The organism is Lysobacter capsici, assembly GCF_014779555.2.
Taxonomy (GTDB): Bacteria; Pseudomonadota; Gammaproteobacteria; order Xanthomonadales; family Xanthomonadaceae; genus Lysobacter; species Lysobacter capsici.
Window position 1 is genome coordinate 4,470,667 of sequence record NZ_CP094357.1, and the last position, 20,167, is coordinate 4,490,833.

Genomic DNA, 20,167 nt, shown 5'->3' on the forward strand with positions numbered 1-20,167 from the left:
ATGTCGCGCTATTGCGGTATGCGCGGTGACGCGGTCGCGGCTTGCGCCGCTCCTACATGGATGGGCTGCCTGTAGGAGCGGCGCAAGCCGCGACCGCGTAAATTCAACCATCGCGCCACTGGATTCACGCGGCGCATGGCGATGACGTCGAAATGCCATCACCCGGCCCGTAACGTAGTCAGTCACCCTGCGACCGCCGATACGGCTGGAACAACTGCAGCAGCCACGGCTTCTGCGCCAGCACCAGGCTCACCCCGACCCGCTCCTGCGCGCTCAACGAGGCATCGCGCGCCAGCAAGGCGTCGAACTCGCGGGCGACCTCGCCCAGCCGCTGCTTGAGCTGACGGATGCCGGCGATGCTCAGCGCGCCGCTGAGCAACAGCAGCACGTCCTGTTCGCCGTCGAACGGGTCGGCGAAGAAGTCGCCGAGCAGGCGATGGCGGAAATAGCGCTCCATCGGCCCGTCGGCGCGCCAGCGGAAATTGCGCGCGGTCAACGGCCGGCCGCGGTTGCCGGGCATCAGTTCGATGATGCCGAGCCGGTCCAACCGCACCAGCAGCGCGGTCCACTGGGCGTTGTCGAAATTGAAATGGGCCTGGACGTCGGCCTGCTTCCAACGGTTCAAGGTCAGGAACAAGGCCAGCAGCAGCGCCGGTTCGTCGACCAGCGCCTGCTCCTGCGCCTCGCTGAGCGCGGCCATGGGCGCGCGTCCGCGCGCGGACTCGGCGCTGAGTTCGGCCAGGCCGATGTCGAGCACCTCGCACACCTCCTCCAATCGCTGCAGGCTCATCGCCCGGCGCGAAAACATGCGTTTGACCGCCGCTTCGCTGAGTTTCAGCCGCACGGCGAGATCGCGATAGGTCAGGTCCTGGGCGCGCAGAAAGCGCTTGAGGGCGTCGACGAGTTCTAGAGAGAGGGCCATGGGGTATCACAATACGCTACCGGGCAGTCCAGTCCGAGCCACTTTGTCGATGATTGTTGCAATCGCCGCGAGGCCCGCCGAGGGTGGCTCCACACCAGGACCAGGTTGCTCGAATGCCACGGATTGCCGAACGCATGCTCCCCCGGGTCTTGATGGGTTTGGCCGTCGCAGGCTTGCTGGCAGGGATGCCGGCAAGGGCGGCGGGGCAATCGGACGCGGTCAGCCGCCAGTCCGAAGCCAGCCTCAACGCCTCGGTCGAAGTGCCAGTGGCGGCGGCGCATGCCTTGTCGCAAGGCGCCAAGTTTTCGGTCACCGGCGTTGCCGCCAGTGCGCAAGGGGTCGCGGTGACGGTGTCCGCGGCCGGCGCGGGCGCCTCGTTCGTGGTGGTGCTGTCGGCCAAGGCAGCCAAGGATCTGGGCCTCGCGGTCGGCGCCTCGGTGGTGGTGTCGGTGGTCGCGGCCGGTTGGTTGATCAGCGACGCCGCCGGCCACGCGATCTGTTTCGTTCCCGATGCCGCCGCGCGTGCGCTGATCCACAGCGCGCGAGTCGGCGCATGAATTCGCTTCGCTTGGACGCGGCTTGCATGAGCGCCGCTTCCATCGGCGCGGTCCGCACGACCTTGTTCTCGTTCCTCGTTCGAACCTTCGTGACTGGCAGGATGCCGGCGGCCGGCAGGAAGCTGGCCATCACGCTGGGAGTGGCAGTGGTGGTATCGGGGCTGTTGCCCGCACAAGGACGTGCGGGCACTCGCTGCGAGAACGCAACGATCAGCCCGCAAAGCGCCGCCGCGGCCGCGCAGACCGCATTGACCGTCGCCGCCGCGCTCGACCAACGCGACGCTCCGGCCGCGCTGGTCGCACGCGTGGGCACCGACCTGTCCGCGCAAGGGCTGGTCTACAGCCATGTCGGTTTCGTCGTGCGCGATCACCCGGCCGGACGCTGGACCGCGGTGCACCTGCTTAACGAATGCGGCAGCGACCGCTCCAATCTGTACACCCAAGGGCTGGTCAATTTCTTCGCCGACGATCTGGTCAACCAGGACGCGCGCATCGTCTGGCTGCGACCCGAGCAGGCGCAGCGGCTGGCCGACTACCTGCGCGCATTGCCGCGCGGCGCGCTGCATCAGCCGCACTACAACCTGATCGCGCGGCCCGGCAGCGCCGACTATCAGAACTCCACCGCCTGGGTGGTGGAAACCCTCGCCGCCAGCCTGCTCGAACCGGCCGGCGCGACGCGCCTGAGCAACAACCGGCGCGAGGCCTACCGCGCGGCCGAACACGACGGCTTCCGTCCCGATCGCATCCATATCCCCTATTCCAAGCGCGTGCTCGGCGGCTTGTTCAGCGCCAACGTCGCCTTCACCGATCATCCGATCGGCACCCGCCTGGCCGGCGATTATCCGGTGGTGACGGTGCGCTCGATCATCGAGTATCTCGAGCGCAGCGGCCACGTCGACGCGCAGTGCGAATGGCGCAACGGCCAGGTGATGACGCGGTTGGGCGCGCTGTAGCGAGCGGCCGGCGGCAATGTCGCGGCGGCGCGATGCGCTGTGTGCGGCCGGAATCTTATCGAAGATCGCGCAGCGTCACGCTCGCTGTTCGGCCAACGCGCGCTTGCTTGCTATCGGGACTCGATAGCGTCATTCGTACGATACCGCCGCGCCTCGCGGACACGACGGCATCGCAGCGATCCGTCACCAGAACTTGGCCTTCAGCCCGAGCTCGATCAGATCGCCGCCCACGTCGGCGACCTTGCTGACGCCGTCGCCGAGCGTGTCGGTGACGTCGCGGACCACGCCGCCGCCGGGAATGCCGGTCCAGTCGAGGAAATCGCCGGCCCAGCCGCCCCAGTGATCGATGGTTTCGTTGGCCAGTTCGCCGCCGCTGTCGACCAGCACGTCGACGAAGTTGCCCGGGTCGGCGGCGATGGTCTTGAGCACCTCGCCCCAGCCCTTGATCAGGTCCGGGCTGACCGCGGAGGTGCCGATGCCGGTGTAATCCTGGTCGCCGTTGAACTGGCCGTAGATCTCGCGGTGCGCGTTTTCCCAGGCGTTGTGCTGGCCGCCGGACACCGAGGCGAGCTGCTGGATGTCGCCGACCATCTGAGTGCTGCCCTGGAAGATCGCGTCCTGGCTCAGCACCGCGCCGCCGTTGCAGTCGTCGGTGAAGGTGAAGGTCTGGGTGCCGCGCAAAACATGGCCGTCGAGGGTGTTGATGGTGATCGCGTTGGCGCCCGGATCCAGGCGGATCTCGACCGGCAGCCAGGTCGGCGGCGGACCGCCGGTTTCCAGCATGTAGCGGCCGCCGTCCTCCAGGCGACCGGCCGGCGGGCGGATTTCCATGCCGCCGGCGCCGAACACCTGCTCGGGGTTGTCGACGAAATGCTGGTACGCCTCTTGCGCGGTCGCATTGGGAATATTGCTTTGGTAGACCGCGCGGGTGACGTCGACGCCGACCTCGCCGATCGGCGGATTGGTGTTGAGGTCGGCGAGGATGTTGCGCACGTTGCCGTCGCTGGGATAACGCGGCGTGCCCGGCGTGTGGCCGGTCAGATAACTGGCGAAACCGCGCGTGGCCAGCGCGAGCATGTAGTCGCGCTGCTGCTCCTGCTGGTCGTGGCTGCCGCCGACGGCGAGCGCGGGGTCGGGCCCGTCGACGCCGATTTCGAATTGATTGGGGCCGTAGTCGGCGTCGACCGGGCGCAGGTCCGGCGCGCGCGGATCGGCCGGCGGCACCGGCGGTTTGCAGGTGTCCAGCTGGGTCGGATAGGACCGGTCGAGGGGCGGCAACATGGGGACTCTCCTTGCGATTCGCTGGCGACATTCAAGCCTCGCCACGCCGCATTGCCTAGCTAGGGTGTGCCCACGCTAGTGGCGACCCTAGCGGCGTCGGCGTCGCCGCTATCGCGTTGCTGCCGACAGCGCCGAGCCATGCCGAGCCGGATCGAATCGCGCCGCGCTCAGCCGCAGACGAAGCCGTCGCCGGCTTCGCTCTCGCTCGCCGCCTCGCGCAGCAAGGTGTCGACCCGCGCCATCGGCGGGCCTTGGCGCAGCCATTGCGCCAAGCGTTCGATCGCGGCCTCCTCGCCGACGGCCAGGACTTCGACCCGGCCGTCGCGCAGGTTGTTGGCGTAGCCGCGCAGGTCCAGCGCTAGCGCCTGCTCGCGAGTGGATGCGCGGAACCACACGCCTTGGACCTTGCCGGCTACGAAGAAGCGCGCCGCGCTCATGTATGGCCCGCGGATGCGCCGCCTTTCGCGACTGCCGGCGCCGCTTCGGTTGCCTTCGGCCCACCGGCCCTGGCGATCGCGTCCTCGATCTTCTTCGCATCGACCGGGCCGAGGAATTTGTCAGCGACCTTGCCGTCGGGCCCGATCAGATAGGTCATCGGCAGGCCGCGCGGGGTGTCGAACGCGGCCGGCGGCGCGGTCACATCCAAAATCGCGATCGGGTACGACACCGGATGCTCCTTCAGGAACGCCTGCATGTCGGGCAGTTCGATTTCCTCGTAGGCCAGGCCGATCACCTCGATGTGTTCGCGCATAGTGTCCAGCGCCGACAGCTCGGGCATTTCCTTGATGCACGGCGCGCACCAGGTCGCCCAGAAATTCACCACCACCCAGCGGCCGCGGTGTTCGGCCAGGTCGTAGGTCTTGCCGTCGATCGTCGCGATGCGCAGCTCGGGCGTGTCGGAAGCTGGCTTGTCGGAGGCTGGCTTATCGGTTGACGGCTTGTCGGCCGTGGGCGCGTCGGTTGGCGCGGTCGCGGCGGGCTTGGCGTCGGCCGGCTTGGCCGCGACGGGTTCAGCGGGTTTCTGGCACGCGGCAAGCAAGGCCGCGGCGATCGCAAGGGCGAGCAGCGGCAGACTGCGACGGGTGGTGGCGCGGGTGAGGCTGGACATCAGGATCGTTCCTCTTCGGCGTGAATGCTGGACACGCGTCGTTTCATGAGAGCGCGCAACGGCACGCGCAGTTCGTCCATCGCCGCGACCGCGGACTGACCGAGCAGGTCGTCGCGGCACGGCAGCATCGCCTCGGCGATCGGAATGCGCAGGTTGCAGGCTTCGTACAGCTCGCCCAGCGACAAATCGTCGAGATCGCGGGCCAGCAGCCATTCGCCGCTTTCGGCGCGGCGCACCACGTTGATCTGGCCGAGCTGGTCGAGCATCTGCTGGACCAGGGCGTCGGTCAGCATCGGTTCGCGCTGCTGGATATCGTCGACGTGCAGGCCGCGGCCGTCCTTGCGCGCCTCGTTGAAGCGCGCGAGCAGGCGCAGCAGGCCGTACATCTCGAACCCCAGCGGCAGCCGCATCGACGCGGGCTGATAGCGGAACGCGGCGATCGAGGAGGCCAGCGACGCGCCCAGCAGCACCGCGACCCAGCTCAGGTAGATCCACAGCAGGAAGATCGGCACGAACGCCAGGGTGCCGTAGATCTTCGAATACGAACCGAAGCTGCCCAGGTAGAAACCGATGCCGCCCTTGATCAATTCGAACAGCACCATCGCCAGGAACGCGCCGGCCACGGCGTGTCGCCACTTGATCGTGCGATGCGGCACGACCTTGAAGATCGCCGCGAACGCCAGCCATTCCAGGCCCATCGGCGCGACCCGCAGCAGCAGGCCTTCCAGCCAGCGGCCCGGTTCGGTGGCGAACACTTCCATCGCGAAAAAGCGCGCCGAGATCGCCAGGCTGGCCGCGGCGATCAGCGCGCCCAGGGTCAGCACGGTCCAGTAGACCAGGAACCGTCCCAGCCGCGGCCGCGCCGAAGGCACCCGCCAGATCCGGTTGAACGCGGCTTCCACGCCGTTGAGGGTGATCAGCAGCGAGACCACCAGCGCGATCACGCCGGCGGTGGTGAGCTGTCCGGCGTTGGCCGAGAACTGCTTGAGGTAGCTCTCCACCGAGCGCGCCGCCGACGGCACGAAGTTGGAGAAGATGTAGTCGCTGAGGCGGTCGCTCCATTCGCCGAACATCGGGAACGCCGAGAGCACGCCGAACACCACCATCGACAGCGGCACCAGCGCGAACACGGTGGTGTACGACAGCGCGCCGGCGGCCTGGAACAGGTTGTCGTCGAGGAAGCGCTTGGCCAGGAAGCGGAAGAACGTGCTCATGCGCGCGCGGTCGCGCACGCGGTCGGCCCAGCGGTAGATCGAGTCCAGAGGTTCCATCCGCCGCAGGGTAACCGATGGGGTGTGGGGGTGGCATGCAGTGGCGATTCGCGTTGGCCCGGGCCACGTGCCCTCATCCGGCCCTTCGGGCCACCTTCTCCCGCGAGCGCGGGAGAAGGAAACAAAGCCGCCGCATACATGAGCCCCTCTCCCGCTTGCTGGAGAAGGAAACCAAGCCGCCGCGTACATGAGCCCCTCTCCCGCCTGCGGGAGAGGGGTTGGGGTGAGGGCCCGCCCGCCCCCTCAGCGCATTCCTCTATCCTTCCCCGCAAAGGAGAATCCAATGACCGAAGTACTGGTGCTCTACTACAGCCGCGGCGGATCGGTGGCGCGGCTCGCGCGGCAGATCGCGCGCGGGATCGGCGAGGTCGACGGCGTCAGCGCGCGCGTGCGCAGCGTGCCGCCGGTGGCCGCGGTCACCCAGACCGCCGCGCCGCCGGTGCCCGACGACGGCGCCCCGTACGTGGACGCGCGCGATCTGGTCGAATGCGCCGGCCTGGTGCTCGGCAGCCCGACCCGCTTCGGCAACATGGCCGCGCCGGTCAAGCATTGGCTGGACGGCCTGGGCGCCGAATGGGCCAGCGGCACCCTGGTCGGCAAGCCCGCGGCGGTGTTCACCTCGACCGCGACCCAGCACGGCGGCCAGGAATCCACCCTGCTGACGATGATGGTGCCGCTGCTGCACCACGGCTGCGTGATCGTCGGCATTCCCTACACCGAGCCCGCGCTCAGCCACACCCGCGGCGGCGGCACGCCCTACGGCGCCAGCCACGTCGCCGGCGCCCAGGACGATCCGCAGCCCAGCGAGGACGAGGCGATCCTCGCCCGCGCGCTCGGCCGCCGCGTCGCCGAACTGGTCGCCAAGGTGAGCCGTTGAACGCGCCGGCCCCGACGCGCGCGCCGCGCAGCCGCGCCGACTGGGTGCTGCTGATCGCGCTGTTGCTGCTGGCGGCGTTGTTCTGCCTCTGGTACCTGCTGCCGCGGCAACATCTGATCGCCGGCCTGACCGTGTTCGTGCTGCCGCCGACCCTGCTCGCGCTCGGCGTCGCCCTGCGCAGCCGGCTCGCCGCCTACTGGGCCGGCGTGCTCGCGCTGTTCTGGTTCTGCCACGGCGTCATGCTGGCCTGGTCGTCGCCGGCCGAACGCGCGTACGCCTGGATCGAGCTGGTGCTGGCGCTGGTGGTGATCTTCGCGGCCAACCTGGCCGGCGTGAAAGCGAGGTTCGGCAAAAAAGCCGAGCCACCGAAGCCACGGCAGTAAGAGCCCGATAAGCCATCCGCAGCCGATAGCGACCGCCCGCCCACAAAACGCCGGCAACATCCAGTTCGCAACAAAGCACCATCCCGCCGCCTGTCTCGACGCGAGCCCGAACCATGGCGCTCGCGGCGGGTGACCAAGTCGTCTGGCAACCCAAGATGATCCGCGCATGATGAATTTCACCGGCGTGCTGCTCGGCTACAAGAAAAACCGACCGCTGACCGACGCCGAACGCGAGAACCAACTCAGGCAAAAGGAACGGCTGGATCTGCCGTTGAGCGATGACCTGTGCGTGATCAAGCTCAACAGCACCTTCATGGAGACGGTCGACCGCTACTACGCGTGGCGAGGGACGCTGACCATGTTGATGGGGAGCGCCATCGCGTCATCTGGTGTCGGGTATATGGGCTTTGTCTGGACCACGGTGACTCGTTGGGGACGGCCCGGTGAAAATCCGCAACAAGACATGCTTTTTCTGCTGGTCGCCGGAATCATTCTTTTTGCCGGCATGGGCGTTTATGCCTGGTATGCCCTTAAAGAAACTTTCACGTTCACCCACTTTCCCATTCGCCTGAACCGCAAGACCCGCAAAGTCCACGTATTCCGCCCGGGCCGCCCGGGCCGGCCGATCCTCACCGCCGACTGGGACAAACTGTTCGTGACCCTGACGCCCTGCCCCATGGGCAGTGGCAATCAGGATTGGGACATCCTGGCCCACGTCATGGCCGACGACGGCGAGACGGTGCTCGACACGTTCGCCTTCTCGTTCGTGCGGGATGTCGGTGAACTGGACGTGCTGCGCGGAAACTGGGAGTTTCTGCGCCGCTACATGGAAGACGGTCCCGAGCAGGCCTGGCGACTGGTGCACGTGTGCATGCCCATCGCCGAACACCGGGAAAGCTTGCGCTTCTCGTTCGACCGCCTGCATGTGCATTTCATGGGCGTTGGTCTGTGGGTGTGGTACCCGCTGCTGCCGTTCTGGCTGCTGTGCGTCGTGGGCCGCATCGTCTCGATGTGGACCAGCAAGGTGCCGGTGTGGCCCGAACACATCCAGGCGCAATGCCGTATCGAGGCGGACGATCCGTACGTGAAGGACGAGAGCACCAATCCGAAGGAAGGGATCTATTCGATCTGACCGGAGGCCTGCACGGCGAGCCAGGCACCCGCTCGCGCGACGCGTCGACCGCCGGGCCTGGACGGCCATGGCCGGCGCATTCCCCGGCCCGCAAGCATGCCGGCCAGGGCGCCATTCCTCAGCGGCAGGCAAGCCGCCAGCCTCGGCGCATATCCCGCCGCGAACGCCGCGACCCCGAAAGCTGAAGGCCGCGATTCGCGGGCGCAGGACATACCGCGCAACAACGCCGCTGTCCAAAAGCGACCGCCGGCGGCCTGGGGTCCTATAATCGCCGTCTCCCCGAGTACGCGAACCCCACACGATGGACCAGCTCTGCATCGTCACCACCGGCGGCACGATCGACAAGATCTACTTCGACGACAAGTCGGACTACCAGATCGGCGAACCGCAGATCGGCCGCATTCTCGACGAGCTCGGCGTGGCCTTCCGCTACAGCGTGATTCCGATCATCCGCAAGGATTCGCTGCACATCACCGGCGCCGACCGCGAGCTGATCCGCGCCGCGATCGCCGCCCAGGACGCGCAGCACGTGCTGGTCACCCACGGCACCGACAGCATGGTCGAGACCGCCAAGGTGCTGGCCACCATCCCCGGCAAGACCATCGTCCTGACCGGCGCGCTGAACCCGGCGCGGTTCCGCGGCTCGGACGCCGAGTTCAACATCGGCACCGCGGTCGGCGCGGTGCAGTCGCTGCCGGCCGGCGTCTACATCGCCATGAACGGGCGGATCTGGGACCCGGCCAAGGTCCGCAAGAACATCGAAGCCAACCGTTTCGAAGCGCTGTGAACCCCGCGCCGGTGTGATCGCGCGGCCCGAAGCGGCCAGGCCCGGGGTCTGGCCAATATCGGCAAACCCGACCGCGCATCACATCGCAAGCTCCACCGGCGTCTCGCGGATCGCCAACGCCGTCGCGCATTTGGGTCCACATCGGGTGTGGATTCGGCCCTTGCGGCGGCCCGCGATGGATTAGCATCGACGGCTTGTCCACTGCTGCGGTGATCTTCATGCGTCGAATCGTTCCGGCCCTGACGGTGTCTGCGTTGGCGCTGCTCGCGCTGGCGGCCTGCCAGAAACCCGCCGAACCCGCCCAGCCCGCCGCCGCGGCCCAGACCGACACCGGCAAGGCGCCGGCGGCCGCGTCGGCGGACGCCGCCCCCAATCCGCTGGAACCGCCCGCGCGGGTGCTGCGCAACGACGCGATCGGCTACGACGGCTTCAACGGCGGCACGCAGGCCGGCGCGGTCACCGCCAGGTTCGGCGCCGATGCCGCGGCCGTGCGCGGCGCCTGGGGCGGCGAGATGAAGGACAACAACGGCCAGCGTCCCGACGCCAAGTGCTACCTGCTGTACCCGGTGCGCGGCGCGATCACCCACCAGTACGGCTTCCTGATGGGCGCCGACGGCCTGAGCGGCATCGACGTCTACGATCCCAAGGCGCTCGCCCCCGGCGGCGGCCGCATCGGCATGAGCATCGACGAGATCAACAAGGCCTACCCCGGCAAGGTCAAGCAGATTCCGAACCCGAGCTTCGAGGGCGCCGCGTTCCTGCAGGTGTCGCCGCCCGACGGCAAGGACACCCAACTCGTGTTCGAAACCGACGCGCTCGGCAGCGTCACCAACTGGCGTATCGGCAAGCGCGGCGCGATCGAACCCGACGAAAGCTGCACCCGCTGACCTCGCAGTCGGTATCCCGCGACGATCCGGACCCACGGCCCGGATCGTCGCCACCGCCCCGCCCTCAGCGCCCGGCGGTCTTGCCCACCTCGCCCAGGAACGCCAGCCCCAGCTTGGCGAACGGCACGCTCGCCTGCGCCGACTGGCCCACGCTGGCCAGGGTGTCGTTGGCGGTGTGGATGTACGGCGAATAGCCGCCGTTGGCGTTGCCGCCTTCGAAATACATCGCCGCCGGATAGCCCGCCGCGGTCCACGAGGCGTGATCGGAACAGCCGTAGTTGCAGGTGTAGCTGCCCAGCCGCAGGCTGCCGCCGAGGTAGGTCGCGAACAGGTCGCGCAGCAACTGCTGCAGGCCGGCGTTGGAGAAGTCGTTGATCACCCGCACGTCCGGCGCGGTGCTGGTGCGGTAGTTGGTCATGTCCAGCTGCAGCACGCCGACCACGTTGACGCCGCGGGCCTTGAAATCCGCGGCGATCGCCTTGGAACCGCGCAGGCCGATTTCCTCGGCCGCATAGCCCATCAGCTTGATCGTGCGCTTGGGCCTGTAACCGTTGGCCATGGCGATGCGCAGCACCTCGGTCAAGGTGGCGATGCCGGACGCGTCGTCGTCGGCGCCGGGCGCGCGCATGGTCTCGCCGCTGCCGCTGTTGGAAATCGTGTCCAGGTGCGCGCCGAGCACCACCACTTCGTTCGGCAGTTCATTGCCGCGGATGGTGAGGATCACCGACGGCTGCGAACCGCAGCCGCTGCAATTGAACAGTTCGGTGCTGACATCGCCGCGGCCGTTGCCGAGCGCGGCCCAGCGGTCGCGAACCCAGGTCGCCGCGTTGCGGCCGTGGCTGGTGCTGGCGTGGCGGTTCGGCCAGTTGCTCGACAGCGACTGGATGGTCGCGCGGATATTGGCTTCGCTGACCTGCCCCAGCCACGGCGTGACCGTGGCCTGGTTGTCGATCGCATAACTGGCGAAGGCGGTGGTCATCGCTTCCGCGCTGCGGTCGTCGCGCACGAAGGCCTCGGCTTCGGCGCGGCTGTCGAAGGCGAAATAGCCGCCGCAGCGGCGTTCCTTTTCGTGCACGTGGCGGCTCAGATCGGTGAGCTGGTGGGTCTGCAGTTCGGACACGACCAGGGCCGCGCCGCTGCGGGCGACGCGGGCGCTGGCGTTGCGCGCCAGCGTGCTCAGGCCCGCGTCGTGGGTCTGGCGCGAGGTCACCACGTACACCGGCTTGAACGGATCGGAGTGCGCGGCGGCCAGGGCGGGATCGACGTGAGCCGGAGTGATCCGGGCCAGATCGGTACGGTCGGCATCGGCCTGCGCGAACGCGGGCGCGAGCGCGGCCAACGACAGCAGCGAGAGGGATAACAGGATCGAACGTTGCACGGTGAGGCTCCTTGACTGAGGGGCGCCGCACACGACGCAGTGCGGATTGCGCGATCGATGCCGCCGCGATGCCGCGTGCGGTACGCCATACACGCCGGATCCAGGATCCCGGAATCCGACGCCGCGTCGCCGGCCGATCGCCTGCCCTGGGCGATGTCGACGCTCGCGATTCCAGGCTAGAGGGCATCGCGCCGATCCCGGCCACGCCCTGCTTTCGCGGCATCCACATGCGGGTGATCGCCGTCATGCAAATCGGCGAATCAGACGAGTCCGAATCGGCTTGCGCTGCATTCGCTGTGCACGCGTCGGCGCGCAAGCCGCCGATCGATCGCGATGCCGCGCCCGGCATCGGCATAAAAAAACCCCGGCCGGAGCCGGGGTCGCAGAGTCTTAATCGGTGTGGCCGTGCGGCGAACCGATGCGTAGCCGCATCGATTCGCCGCCGTCGATCAGAACGTGATGCTCCAGGTGTCGATGCGGCCGACGTCGCCGCCGGCGTTGTCGTTGACCCGCAGCTTCCACGCGCCGTTGAGCGTTTCGCTGGACAGATTGAAGGTGAAGGTGCCGGTCACGTTGTCGGCGCTGCCGCCGGTGCGGTTGTGGATGTTGTAGAGCGAGCCATCCGGCGCGACCAGGTCGACTTTGATGTCCTGCTTGTAGGTATGCAGGATGTTGACCGACACCGAGGCGTTGGTCGGCGCGTTGCCGGTGCGGCCCGACACGTTGATCGTGCTTTCGACCGTGGCGTTGTCGGTGATCGCGACGTCGGTGCCGTTGGTGTAGGTCTGCACGCCGGGGCCCGGGCCCGGACCGGTGCCGGCGGTCTTGCCGAGCTCGCCGAGGAAGGCCAGGCCGAGCTTCGCGAACGGCACGCTGTTGGCCGCCGAGTTGCTCATGTTGGCCATCGTGTCGTTGGGCGTGTGGATGTACGGCGAGTAGCCGCCGTTGGCGGTGCCGCCCTCGAAATAGATCGCCGCCGGGAAGCCCGCCGCGGTCCACGAGGCGTGATCCGAACAGCCGTAGCCGCAGGTGTAGCTGCCGACGGTGCCGCCGAGGTAGGTGCTGTACAGATCGCGCAGGAACTGCTGCAGGCTGGAGTTGGAGAAATCGCTGACCAGCCGCACCGCCGGCGCGCCGCTGACGCGGTAGTTGGTCATGTCCAGTTGCAGCACGCCGACCACGTTGACGCCGCGGGTCTGGAAATCGGTGGCGATCGCCTTGGATCCGCGCAGGCCGACTTCCTCGGCCGCGTAGCCCATGAACTTGATCGTGCGCTTGGGCTTGTAGCCGCTGGCCATGGCCACGCGCAGCACTTCGGTCAGGGTGGCGATGCCCGAGGCGTCGTCGTCGGCGCCCGGCGCGTTCATCGCATCGCCGCTGCCGCTGCTGGAGATCGAGTCCAGATGCGCGCCGAGCACGACCACTTCGTTCGGCAGTTCGCTGCCCTGGATGGTCAGGATCGCCGAAGGCTGGGTCGAGCAATTGGTGCAACCGGTGTACAGCTCGGCGGTGACGTCGCTGCGGCCGTTGGCCAGGCCGAGCCAGGTGTCCTTGATCCAGGTCGCCGAAGTGCGGCCGTGGGTCGAGGCGTAGTAGCGGTTCGGGTACGAGGTCGACAAGTGATTGATGGTGCCGCGGATATTGGCTTCGGCGACCTGGCTCAGCCACGGCGTCACCGTGGCCTGGTTGTCGATGGTGTAGGTCGCGAACTGGGCGTTGATCGCCTGCACGCTGCGATCGTTCTTGACGAAGGTTTCGGCCTCTTCGCGCGAATCGAACGCGACGAAGCCGCCGCAGCGCTGTTCCTTCTCGTGCACGTGGCGGGCGATATCGACCAGCTGATGGGTCTGCAGTTCGGAAATCACCAGCTTGGCGCCGGCCGGATTGCTCAGGCCGACCGAGCTGTTCGTCAGCGTCTTGACCCCGGCGTCGAAGGTGGCGCGCGAGGTCACGATGTAGACCGGCTTGAACGGGTCGTCGGTGGCATCGGCCGGACGCACGTGATCGTGCGCGTGGTCCTGCGCGAACGCCGGCGCGGTGGCGGCGGCGAGCGCGAGGGCGAGCAGGGTCGGAACGAACATCGTCCGCAGGGATGAAGCGGGCACGGTGGCAAGTTGCTGATTCACGGAAAGCGCTCCTGGTTCGACGTCGCCGGCGCGATGATTTCGGCATCGGCGCGGGGACGCGGATGGACTGGGATGACGGCCGCGCGTGGCGCGGTCGTCGCGAGGGGTTTGCTGCGCGTGAAAGCGGCGCCGAACCGTGCGGGGGAAAGGTTCCGATACGCCCGGGTTTCGACCCTAAGCGGGTATGCATCGCGCGAACAAGCCGCAATCGGTTCGAGCGCACATTCGCGTTCGTGACCTCAGTCATGCAACCGTGCAGTAAACGCTTACGGTGCGGATGCGGATGGTCTAGGCCGGGGCTAGGCGCGAGAAATCCGCGGAATTTTCGGGGTTTCGCCGAAGGAAACAATGCGCCCGGACGGGGCACTTCGCGCGCTGCGTTCGAGTGGCCGCTGGAATCGTTGCATCACATTTTTAGTGAGCTGTCGCCATGAGTGCATGTAGAAAAGTCGCGTTCGCGATTCGATGGATGGCGCGAATGGGGTTCGCTTACCGTTCGCTGGCGCTGCCCTGCCCGGTCGCTTGGCTTTGGCTTCGCTCTGGTTTTTGGCTTTGCTGGGCTCAGCTTGGCTCGACTTGGAGTGGCATCAGCCTGACTTTGATTTGAAGCTGCGCTTTGCCCTTGCCCTTGCCCTTGCCTTTGCCCTTGCCTTTGCCTTTGCCCTTGCCTTTGCCCTTGCCTTTGCCTTTGCCTTTGCCTATGACTTTGGCTTGAGCCTGAAGCCGAGGCTACCCACAAGCGCTGCGAAGCCACGGACTCGCGTTAGCAACAGCACACCCGAAGGGCGGCGTGCAGGATGCACGCCGTGCGCCACCGGGACATGGATGTCCCGTGTGGCGCATGCCCGCGAAAGCACCGCACTTGCGGGCCCTTGATTCAAAGAAAAGCGTTTTTCTTTGGTTACCTTTCTTTTGTCGCTTTTGACAAAAGAAAGTAACTCGGCCGCTTGCGGACGAAAGCTGTTGATCCTGCCTTTGGCTTCACAAGCTCTAGAGCTCCAAATCTTCAAAGCTTCAAAGCTTTGAAGCTTTGAAGCTTTGAAGCCTTTAAAGCCTTTAAAGCTGCAAGCAGGATCAAAAGCTTCCGCCGCTGAAGCGGCGGGTCACTTTCTTTTGTCTAAAGCGACAAAAGTCCGCCTGGATTCCCTTCGGTCAAAAGGTAACCAAAGAAAAATGCTTTTCTTTGAATCAAGAGCCCGCGCGATCGGAGCTGACGCAGGCATGCGCCACACGAGACATCCTGTCTCGGTGGCGCACGGCGCACATCCATGTGCGCCGCCCTACGGGTGTCCTGTTGCTAACGCGAGTTACAGGCCTCGCAGCGCTGGATGGACTGCGCGGCTTCAAGCGGAACGGCATGGCCTACCTGTAGGAGCGGCGCAAGCCGCGACCACGAAAACGCAACTACTGCGCAGGTCTCGACGTGTTCGAAATGTCGCGGTCGCGACTCGCGTCGCTCCTACAGCGACTTCGATCCAAAGGCCTCGCAGCGCTGAAAATGAAAATGAACCCGATCTCGGATGAAAGCCCCATGGCCTAACTGTAGGAGCGGCATCCTACTGAATTTCCTTCGGTCACAAGCCCCAACCGCGAAAACACAACTACGGCGCAGGTCTCGACGTGTTCGAAATGTCGCGGTCGCGACTCACGTCGCTCCTACAGGGGCTGCGATGTAGCCACGCCCCCATCGCGGACACCTTCAAGGCATCGCCCCTCACACCGACAAGCCCGGGCACAGCGACACCTCGCCGCACCCGGGCCGCTCCAGATCATCCGTACCGGATCAGAACGTCAGACTCCACGTATCGATGCGGCCGGTATCGCCGGTCGCATTGTCGTTGACGCGCAACTTCCAGGTGCCGTTGAGCGGCTCGCTCGACAGGTTCTTGTTGAAGGTGCCGATCACGTTGTCAGCGCTGCCGCCGGTGCGGTTGTGGATGTTGTAGACCGTGCCGTCCGGCGCCACCAGGTCGACTTTGATGTCGCTCTTGTAGGTGTGATAGATCGCCACCTCCACCGGCGTGCTCGCGCCCCCATTGCCGGTGCGGCCCGACACCACGATCGAGCTCTCGACGGTGGCGTTGTCGGTGATCGCGACATCGGTGCCGTTGCTGTAGGTCTGGGTGCCGCCCGGGCCCGCGCTCACGGTGACCGAGGCGGTCTTGGTGTTGGTGGCGCCGTCGTCGTCGGTGACGGTCAGGCTGACGCTGTAGGTGCCCGCCGCGCTGTAGGTCTTCGACGGATTGGTCGCGGTGGACGTGGTGCCGTCGCCGAAGTTCCAGCTGCGCGAGGCGATGCTGCCGTCGCTGTCGCTGGAGGTGTCGGTGAAATTCACAGTCAGCGCGCTCGCCGACGAGGTGAAGTTCGCCACCGGCGGATTGTTGACCGGGCCGGTGCCGCCGACGGTGAAGCGCACCGCGTTCGGCGTGCCCGGCTTGCCGGCCGCGTCGGTGCCCTGCACGTACACGGTGTGCACGCCCTGGCTCAGGCCAGTCGTCGAGATGCTGCCGGTGACGTTTTCGTTGCTGCTGTTGAAGCTGCCGTCGCTGGCGCTCAACGCGATCGGCGTCGCTCCGCTCGCCCACGGCGGCGCATCCAGATACGCGCGCGCCGACGCGATGTTCTGCACCGGTTCGCTGCCGTTGCTCTGGTTGAACAGGCTGTCGTTGATGTTCGCGGTGATGGTCACCGGCGTGCCCGCGGGCACGGTGGGCGACGAGACGTTGACCACGGTGGTGTCCGGACCGCTGGGCAATGTGTAAGGCGCCCACAGGCTGCGCGCGACGTAACGCAGGGTCTTGAGGTTGTTCGGCAGCGTGGTACCGGTGAAGCTGCTGCAGCTTTCGAAGAAGCTGCCGCCGAGTTCGATCGTATAGCCAGGCACGCCGAGCAGACCGTACATGGTGTCGTCGGTGGTGCCGTCGGTGGCGTACAACTCATCGGACTGCTGCGGGTAATAGCCGTTGAAGTACGCCATGCGCCGGCCGAGGGTGCGCAACCCGCTCATGTTCGGCGCGGGATTGCTGGTGTCGCCCCACGACCACAGCACCAGGTCGGCGGCGCTGTGGATGTCGATGAACACGCCCTGGGTGTCGTCGGGCGCGGCGGTGTTGACGTCGTCGGGACGACGGTCGACGAAGATGCCGCCGGTATACACGCCGTTGCTGCCGCGGGTGCCGGCGACCAGACGCATCAGGTTCTGGGTTTCCGGATCCGAGGCCGCGGTCGGGCCGCGGTAGGTTTCCGCACACTGGTTGCCGCTGGAGCCACCGGCCGCGGTGTTCCAGTGATACGGGAAATTGCGGTTGAGGTCGGTGCCGTAGCTGCTCGCGCTGCAGCTGCCGCCGTTGCTGTTGTTGACGTTCTTGCGCCACGACGCGCCGGCTTCGGCCTTCTTGCGGCCGTCGGGATTGGCCTGCAGCACCAGCTGGAAGGCGAAGTTGTCGAGCAGCCAGGTCGCTTCCGGATCGGTGCCGTAGCCGTTGACCAGGCCTTCGGCGAAACGGGTGACCAGTTCGGCCGGCGCGTACTCGCGCGCGTGGATCGAACCGAACAACACCAAGGTCGGCTTGTTCGGCAAGGCCGCGTCGGTGGCGGTGTTGCTCAGGCGCAGCACGCGCATGTCGTAACCGGTGCCGGGGTTCTGGGTCTTCTGCCAGGTCGGGCCGATATTGGTGATGCGGGCAAGATTCGGCTTGCTCGCGACCAAGTTATCCATCGTCGTATAGGTTTCCTCGACGGTCCGGAAGCATGCGAAACCCGGAATGCTCTTGACCCCGTTGAGCGAGCCCTGCAGCGCGGTCTGCAGACGCTGCAGTCGCGCGGTGGCCTCCTGATCGACTTGATACTTGAAGCCCGCCTTGGTCAGCGCGGTGAGATCCTCGGGCATCGCCTCGACCTTCACCGTCCTGGCGTTGCGGTCGACATTCAAATGCTGGAAGCGCGAGGCGATGCGTTGCAGTTGCGCCGGGTTGTCGTACTGGGCGGTGACGAATACCGGCAGATCATCGGCGGCCGCGGCGCTGGCGGACAAAGCCAGCAGCAGCGGCAACGCGGCAGGTTGGAAGCGCATTGGGAAACTCTCCATGGATCATGGGCGGTGGGCAGGCGCGGGGCGTGCTGCAGGCCATGCTGCGGAGCGGACCGAATCGCTGACAAGCGCCGCTCGGCGCATGGACGGCGTGCTTTCGTGATGCATACAACAGAACGAGTTAGTGGCGACTGGCGCAGAAATACATCACCACTTGCGTCGCACTGACACGATGCGAATCGCGATCGCGAAGTTGAGATGCGTCGCGCCGCGACGGCGCGTCCGCGCTTCGCGGGCGAGGCGATTGCCGCGCGGCGCGCAATCTGTCGACGGATCGAATGCGCCTGGAAAAACGCCGCGGCCCGAAGGCCGCGGCGTCGTGTCGATCACATCGGTTCGATCAGAACGTGATGCTCCACTTGTCGATGCGGCCGACATCGGCGGTCGCATTGTCGTTCACGCGCAACTTCCACACGCCGTTGAGCGGCTCGCTCGACAGGTTCTTGGTGAACGTGCCGATGACGTTGTCGGCGCTGCCGCCGGTGCGGTTGTGGATGTTGTAGACCGTGCCGTCCGGCGCGATCAGGTCGATCTTCAGATCGCTCTTGTAGGTGTGATAGATCGTCACCTGGATCGGCGTGGTGGCCGAGCCGTTGCCGGTGCGGCCGGACACGGTGATCGAGCTTTCCACGGTGGCGTTGTCGGTGATCGCGACATCGGTGTCGTTGGTGTAGGTCTGCGAACCCGGGCCGCCGGACACCGTGACCGTGCCGGTCTTGGTGTTGCTGGCGCCGCCGTTGTCGGTGACGGTCAGCGTGACGGTGTAGGTGCCGGCCGCGCTGTAGGTCTTGGTCGGATTGGTCGCGGTCGAGGTGGTGCCGTCGCCGAAGTTCCAGCTACGCGACGCGATCGAGCCGTCGCTGTCGGTGGAGCTGTCGGTGAAGGTCGCGGTCAGGCCGCTGGTGGTCGAGGTGAAATTCGCCACCGGCGGGGTGTTGACCGGACCGCCGCCCGAATCCAGGCCGTCGATGAACTGCGCGCCGGTCGAGGCCGGATCCAGCCAGTCGCTCAGACGCGAAGCCGCCGCACCGCCGCCGGTCCACGAAGTGAACACGCGGCCGTACTGGTCGCTGCGGTTGGTGCCGGTCGCGCTGCAGCTCGATGGACCACCGTGCAACTGACCGAGCACGCGCTTTTCCGGGCTGTAGATCGGCGAACCCGAGGAACCCGGTTCGGTCACGCCGCCGGTCGGTTGCCACTGCACGTTCAAGTGGGTGGTGCCGGCGCCGCCGCCCCAGGCCACGAACGAGGTCGGGCTGGTCGAGTTGCTGATGCGCTTTTCGGCGACGTTCGGGTGATGGATGCCGATCGCGCCCGGATAGTTCTGATCGCGACGGTCCCAGCCGGCCCAGAACAGGTTGAACGCCGGGTTGGCCGGGGTGTTCAGTTCGAGCAGGGTGAAGTCGGAGTCCGCGTAGGTCGCCTTGACCGTCGAACCGGTCTGGGTCTGGCTCATCGAACCGTCGCCGTTGGCGCCGCTGGCCGGCGTGTTCGGCGCGCGGCAGGTCGAGTTCTGATAGTTCCAGTACACCACGATCGACGCCGCGGTCGAAGCGGTACCCATGCCGCAGTGGTGCGCGGTCAGGAAGTACATCTTCTTGTCGTTGGCGGTGTTGTTGACCAGCGAACCGGTACACGCCAGCGTGCCGTTCTTCGAATAGGCGCCGACCGAACGGATGATGTCGCGACGGCCGTCGCCCTCGGGGCAGACCACGTCGATGTTGCAGCTGCCCGACACGCCCTTCTCGCCGGCGGCGAGCGCCAGGCGGCGCGCGAGCGGACCGAAGCCGACGTAGTCGTGGTTGACCTTGGTCAGGTGCAGCTTGAGCTCGCCCATCTTGGCGCGCGGCACCACCACTTCGATGACCGCTTCCTGGCCGGGAACGACCGCGGTCCACAACTGGCCCTGCGCGTTGTTTTCGCGCGCGGTGTATTCGTTGATCAGCGCGCGATCGCCGCCGGCGGTCTGAGTCGCCGGATAGACCAGCAGGCGACCGCCCTGCGGCATGTGGTACTGGGTGAAACCGAAGTTCAACGACAGCGCTTTTTCCGAACGGATGCGCTGGCGCCAGACCACGGTGTCGGCGTCGACGTCTTCCCACACGCCGGAATTCAGCGGGGTCATGTCGACCGTCATCGGGAACGCGAAGCGCGGGATGTCGCCGCGCTTGTCGCGCTGCAGGTCTTCGGCCTTGAGCTTGGCCACGTCGACCGCGGGCATGGTGCGCAGGGCGACCTTGTCCACGCTCGACACGTTGGTGTATTCGAATGCCGCCGGGCGCGAGGCCGGCGCGGCGAGAGCGGCGCTGATCGACAGTCCGAGCAACAGCAAGGAACCACAAATGCGTTTCATGAGTCTCTCCGTCCGTAGTAGAGGCATGACCGCGCCGCCGGCTGGGCCGGTGACCGATGGCG

General features: G+C 66.7%; 16 protein-coding genes. 7 read left to right on the forward strand and 9 right to left on the reverse strand.

Features of this window, described 5'->3' with window-relative positions; genetic code table 11:
- Nucleotides 1–178 precede the first annotated feature (178 nt).
- Nucleotides 179–922, reverse strand: coding sequence for a helix-turn-helix domain-containing protein (locus tag IEQ11_RS18340; protein WP_191823755.1), 744 nt, complete (start codon nucleotides 920–922; stop codon nucleotides 179–181).
- A 185-nt stretch (nucleotides 923–1,107) separates the two neighbouring features.
- Between IEQ11_RS18340 and IEQ11_RS18345 the strand changes: the two genes are divergently transcribed.
- Together IEQ11_RS18345 and IEQ11_RS18350 are read left to right on the forward strand one after the other, a co-directional pair.
- Nucleotides 1,108–1,479, forward strand: coding sequence for a hypothetical protein (locus tag IEQ11_RS18345; protein ID WP_157754103.1), 372 nt, complete (start codon nucleotides 1,108–1,110; stop codon nucleotides 1,477–1,479).
- A 26-nt stretch (nucleotides 1,480–1,505) separates the two neighbouring features.
- Nucleotides 1,506–2,432 (forward strand): DUF2145 domain-containing protein, encoded by a 927-nt coding sequence (locus IEQ11_RS18350; RefSeq protein ID WP_191823756.1) that lies wholly within the window; start codon nucleotides 1,506–1,508, stop codon nucleotides 2,430–2,432.
- A 183-nt stretch (nucleotides 2,433–2,615) separates the two neighbouring features.
- Here the strand turns inward: IEQ11_RS18350 and IEQ11_RS18355 are convergent, their stop codons facing one another.
- From IEQ11_RS18355 to IEQ11_RS18370, 4 genes are all read right to left on the reverse strand, one after another.
- A complete protein-coding gene (locus IEQ11_RS18355; protein ID WP_191823757.1) occupies nucleotides 2,616–3,713 on the reverse strand; it encodes a hypothetical protein in 1,098 nt (365 codons plus the stop codon).
- A 167-nt stretch (nucleotides 3,714–3,880) separates the two neighbouring features.
- Entirely contained in the window at nucleotides 3,881–4,150 is a 270-nt protein-coding gene (gene yccX, locus IEQ11_RS18360; RefSeq protein WP_046657651.1) for an acylphosphatase, read from the reverse strand.
- Nucleotides 4,147–4,821: a TlpA family protein disulfide reductase gene (locus IEQ11_RS18365; protein ID WP_191823758.1), complete on the reverse strand. Its 675-nt coding sequence runs from the start codon at nucleotides 4,819–4,821 to the stop codon at nucleotides 4,147–4,149. Before IEQ11_RS18365 ends, yccX begins: the two co-directional genes overlap by 4 nt.
- Nucleotides 4,821–6,092, reverse strand: a complete 1,272-nt coding sequence (locus tag IEQ11_RS18370; protein ID WP_096415285.1) for a YihY family inner membrane protein — start codon at nucleotides 6,090–6,092, stop codon at nucleotides 4,821–4,823. Before IEQ11_RS18370 ends, IEQ11_RS18365 begins: the two co-directional genes overlap by 1 nt.
- A 283-nt stretch (nucleotides 6,093–6,375) precedes the next feature.
- On the opposite strand from IEQ11_RS18370, the gene wrbA reads away from it, so the two are divergent.
- The 5 genes from wrbA (at nucleotide 6,376) to IEQ11_RS18395 (ending at nucleotide 10,158) form a co-directional block, all read left to right on the forward strand.
- Complete coding sequence (gene wrbA / locus IEQ11_RS18375; RefSeq protein WP_057922322.1) at nucleotides 6,376–6,969, forward strand: NAD(P)H:quinone oxidoreductase; 594 nt, start codon at nucleotides 6,376–6,378, stop codon at nucleotides 6,967–6,969.
- On the forward strand, nucleotides 6,966–7,352 hold the full coding sequence (locus tag IEQ11_RS18380; RefSeq protein ID WP_191823759.1) for a DUF2069 domain-containing protein: 387 nt from the start codon (nucleotides 6,966–6,968) through the stop codon (nucleotides 7,350–7,352). Before wrbA ends, IEQ11_RS18380 begins: the two co-directional genes overlap by 4 nt.
- Before the next feature lie 166 nt (nucleotides 7,353–7,518).
- The gene (locus IEQ11_RS18385; RefSeq protein ID WP_052756347.1) at nucleotides 7,519–8,484 is read left to right on the forward strand and encodes a DUF6708 domain-containing protein; all 966 of its coding nucleotides are present in this window, start codon (nucleotides 7,519–7,521) and stop codon (nucleotides 8,482–8,484) included.
- A gap of 301 nt (nucleotides 8,485–8,785) precedes the next feature.
- A complete protein-coding gene (locus tag IEQ11_RS18390; protein ID WP_191823760.1) occupies nucleotides 8,786–9,271 on the forward strand; it encodes an asparaginase domain-containing protein in 486 nt (161 codons plus the stop codon).
- A 218-nt stretch (nucleotides 9,272–9,489) separates the two neighbouring features.
- Nucleotides 9,490–10,158 (forward strand): hypothetical protein, encoded by a 669-nt coding sequence (locus tag IEQ11_RS18395; protein WP_191823761.1) that lies wholly within the window; start codon nucleotides 9,490–9,492, stop codon nucleotides 10,156–10,158.
- A 64-nt stretch (nucleotides 10,159–10,222) separates the two neighbouring features.
- Here the strand turns inward: IEQ11_RS18395 and IEQ11_RS18400 are convergent, their stop codons facing one another.
- The 4 genes from IEQ11_RS18400 to IEQ11_RS18415 form a co-directional block, all read right to left on the reverse strand.
- Nucleotides 10,223–11,536 (reverse strand): M20/M25/M40 family metallo-hydrolase, encoded by a 1,314-nt coding sequence (locus tag IEQ11_RS18400; protein WP_191823762.1) that lies wholly within the window; start codon nucleotides 11,534–11,536, stop codon nucleotides 10,223–10,225.
- Nucleotides 11,537–11,985: 449 nt separating this feature from the next.
- Nucleotides 11,986–13,662, reverse strand: coding sequence for a M20/M25/M40 family metallo-hydrolase (locus tag IEQ11_RS18405; RefSeq protein ID WP_191823763.1), 1,677 nt, complete (start codon nucleotides 13,660–13,662; stop codon nucleotides 11,986–11,988).
- Between the two features lie 1,783 nt (nucleotides 13,663–15,445).
- Nucleotides 15,446–17,734: a M14 family zinc carboxypeptidase gene (locus IEQ11_RS18410; protein WP_191823069.1), complete on the reverse strand. Its 2,289-nt coding sequence runs from the start codon at nucleotides 17,732–17,734 to the stop codon at nucleotides 15,446–15,448.
- Nucleotides 17,735–18,092: 358 nt separating this feature from the next.
- Nucleotides 18,093–20,105: a proprotein convertase P-domain-containing protein gene (locus IEQ11_RS18415; RefSeq protein WP_228464943.1), complete on the reverse strand. Its 2,013-nt coding sequence runs from the start codon at nucleotides 20,103–20,105 to the stop codon at nucleotides 18,093–18,095.
- Between the last annotated feature and the right edge of the window lie 62 nt (nucleotides 20,106–20,167).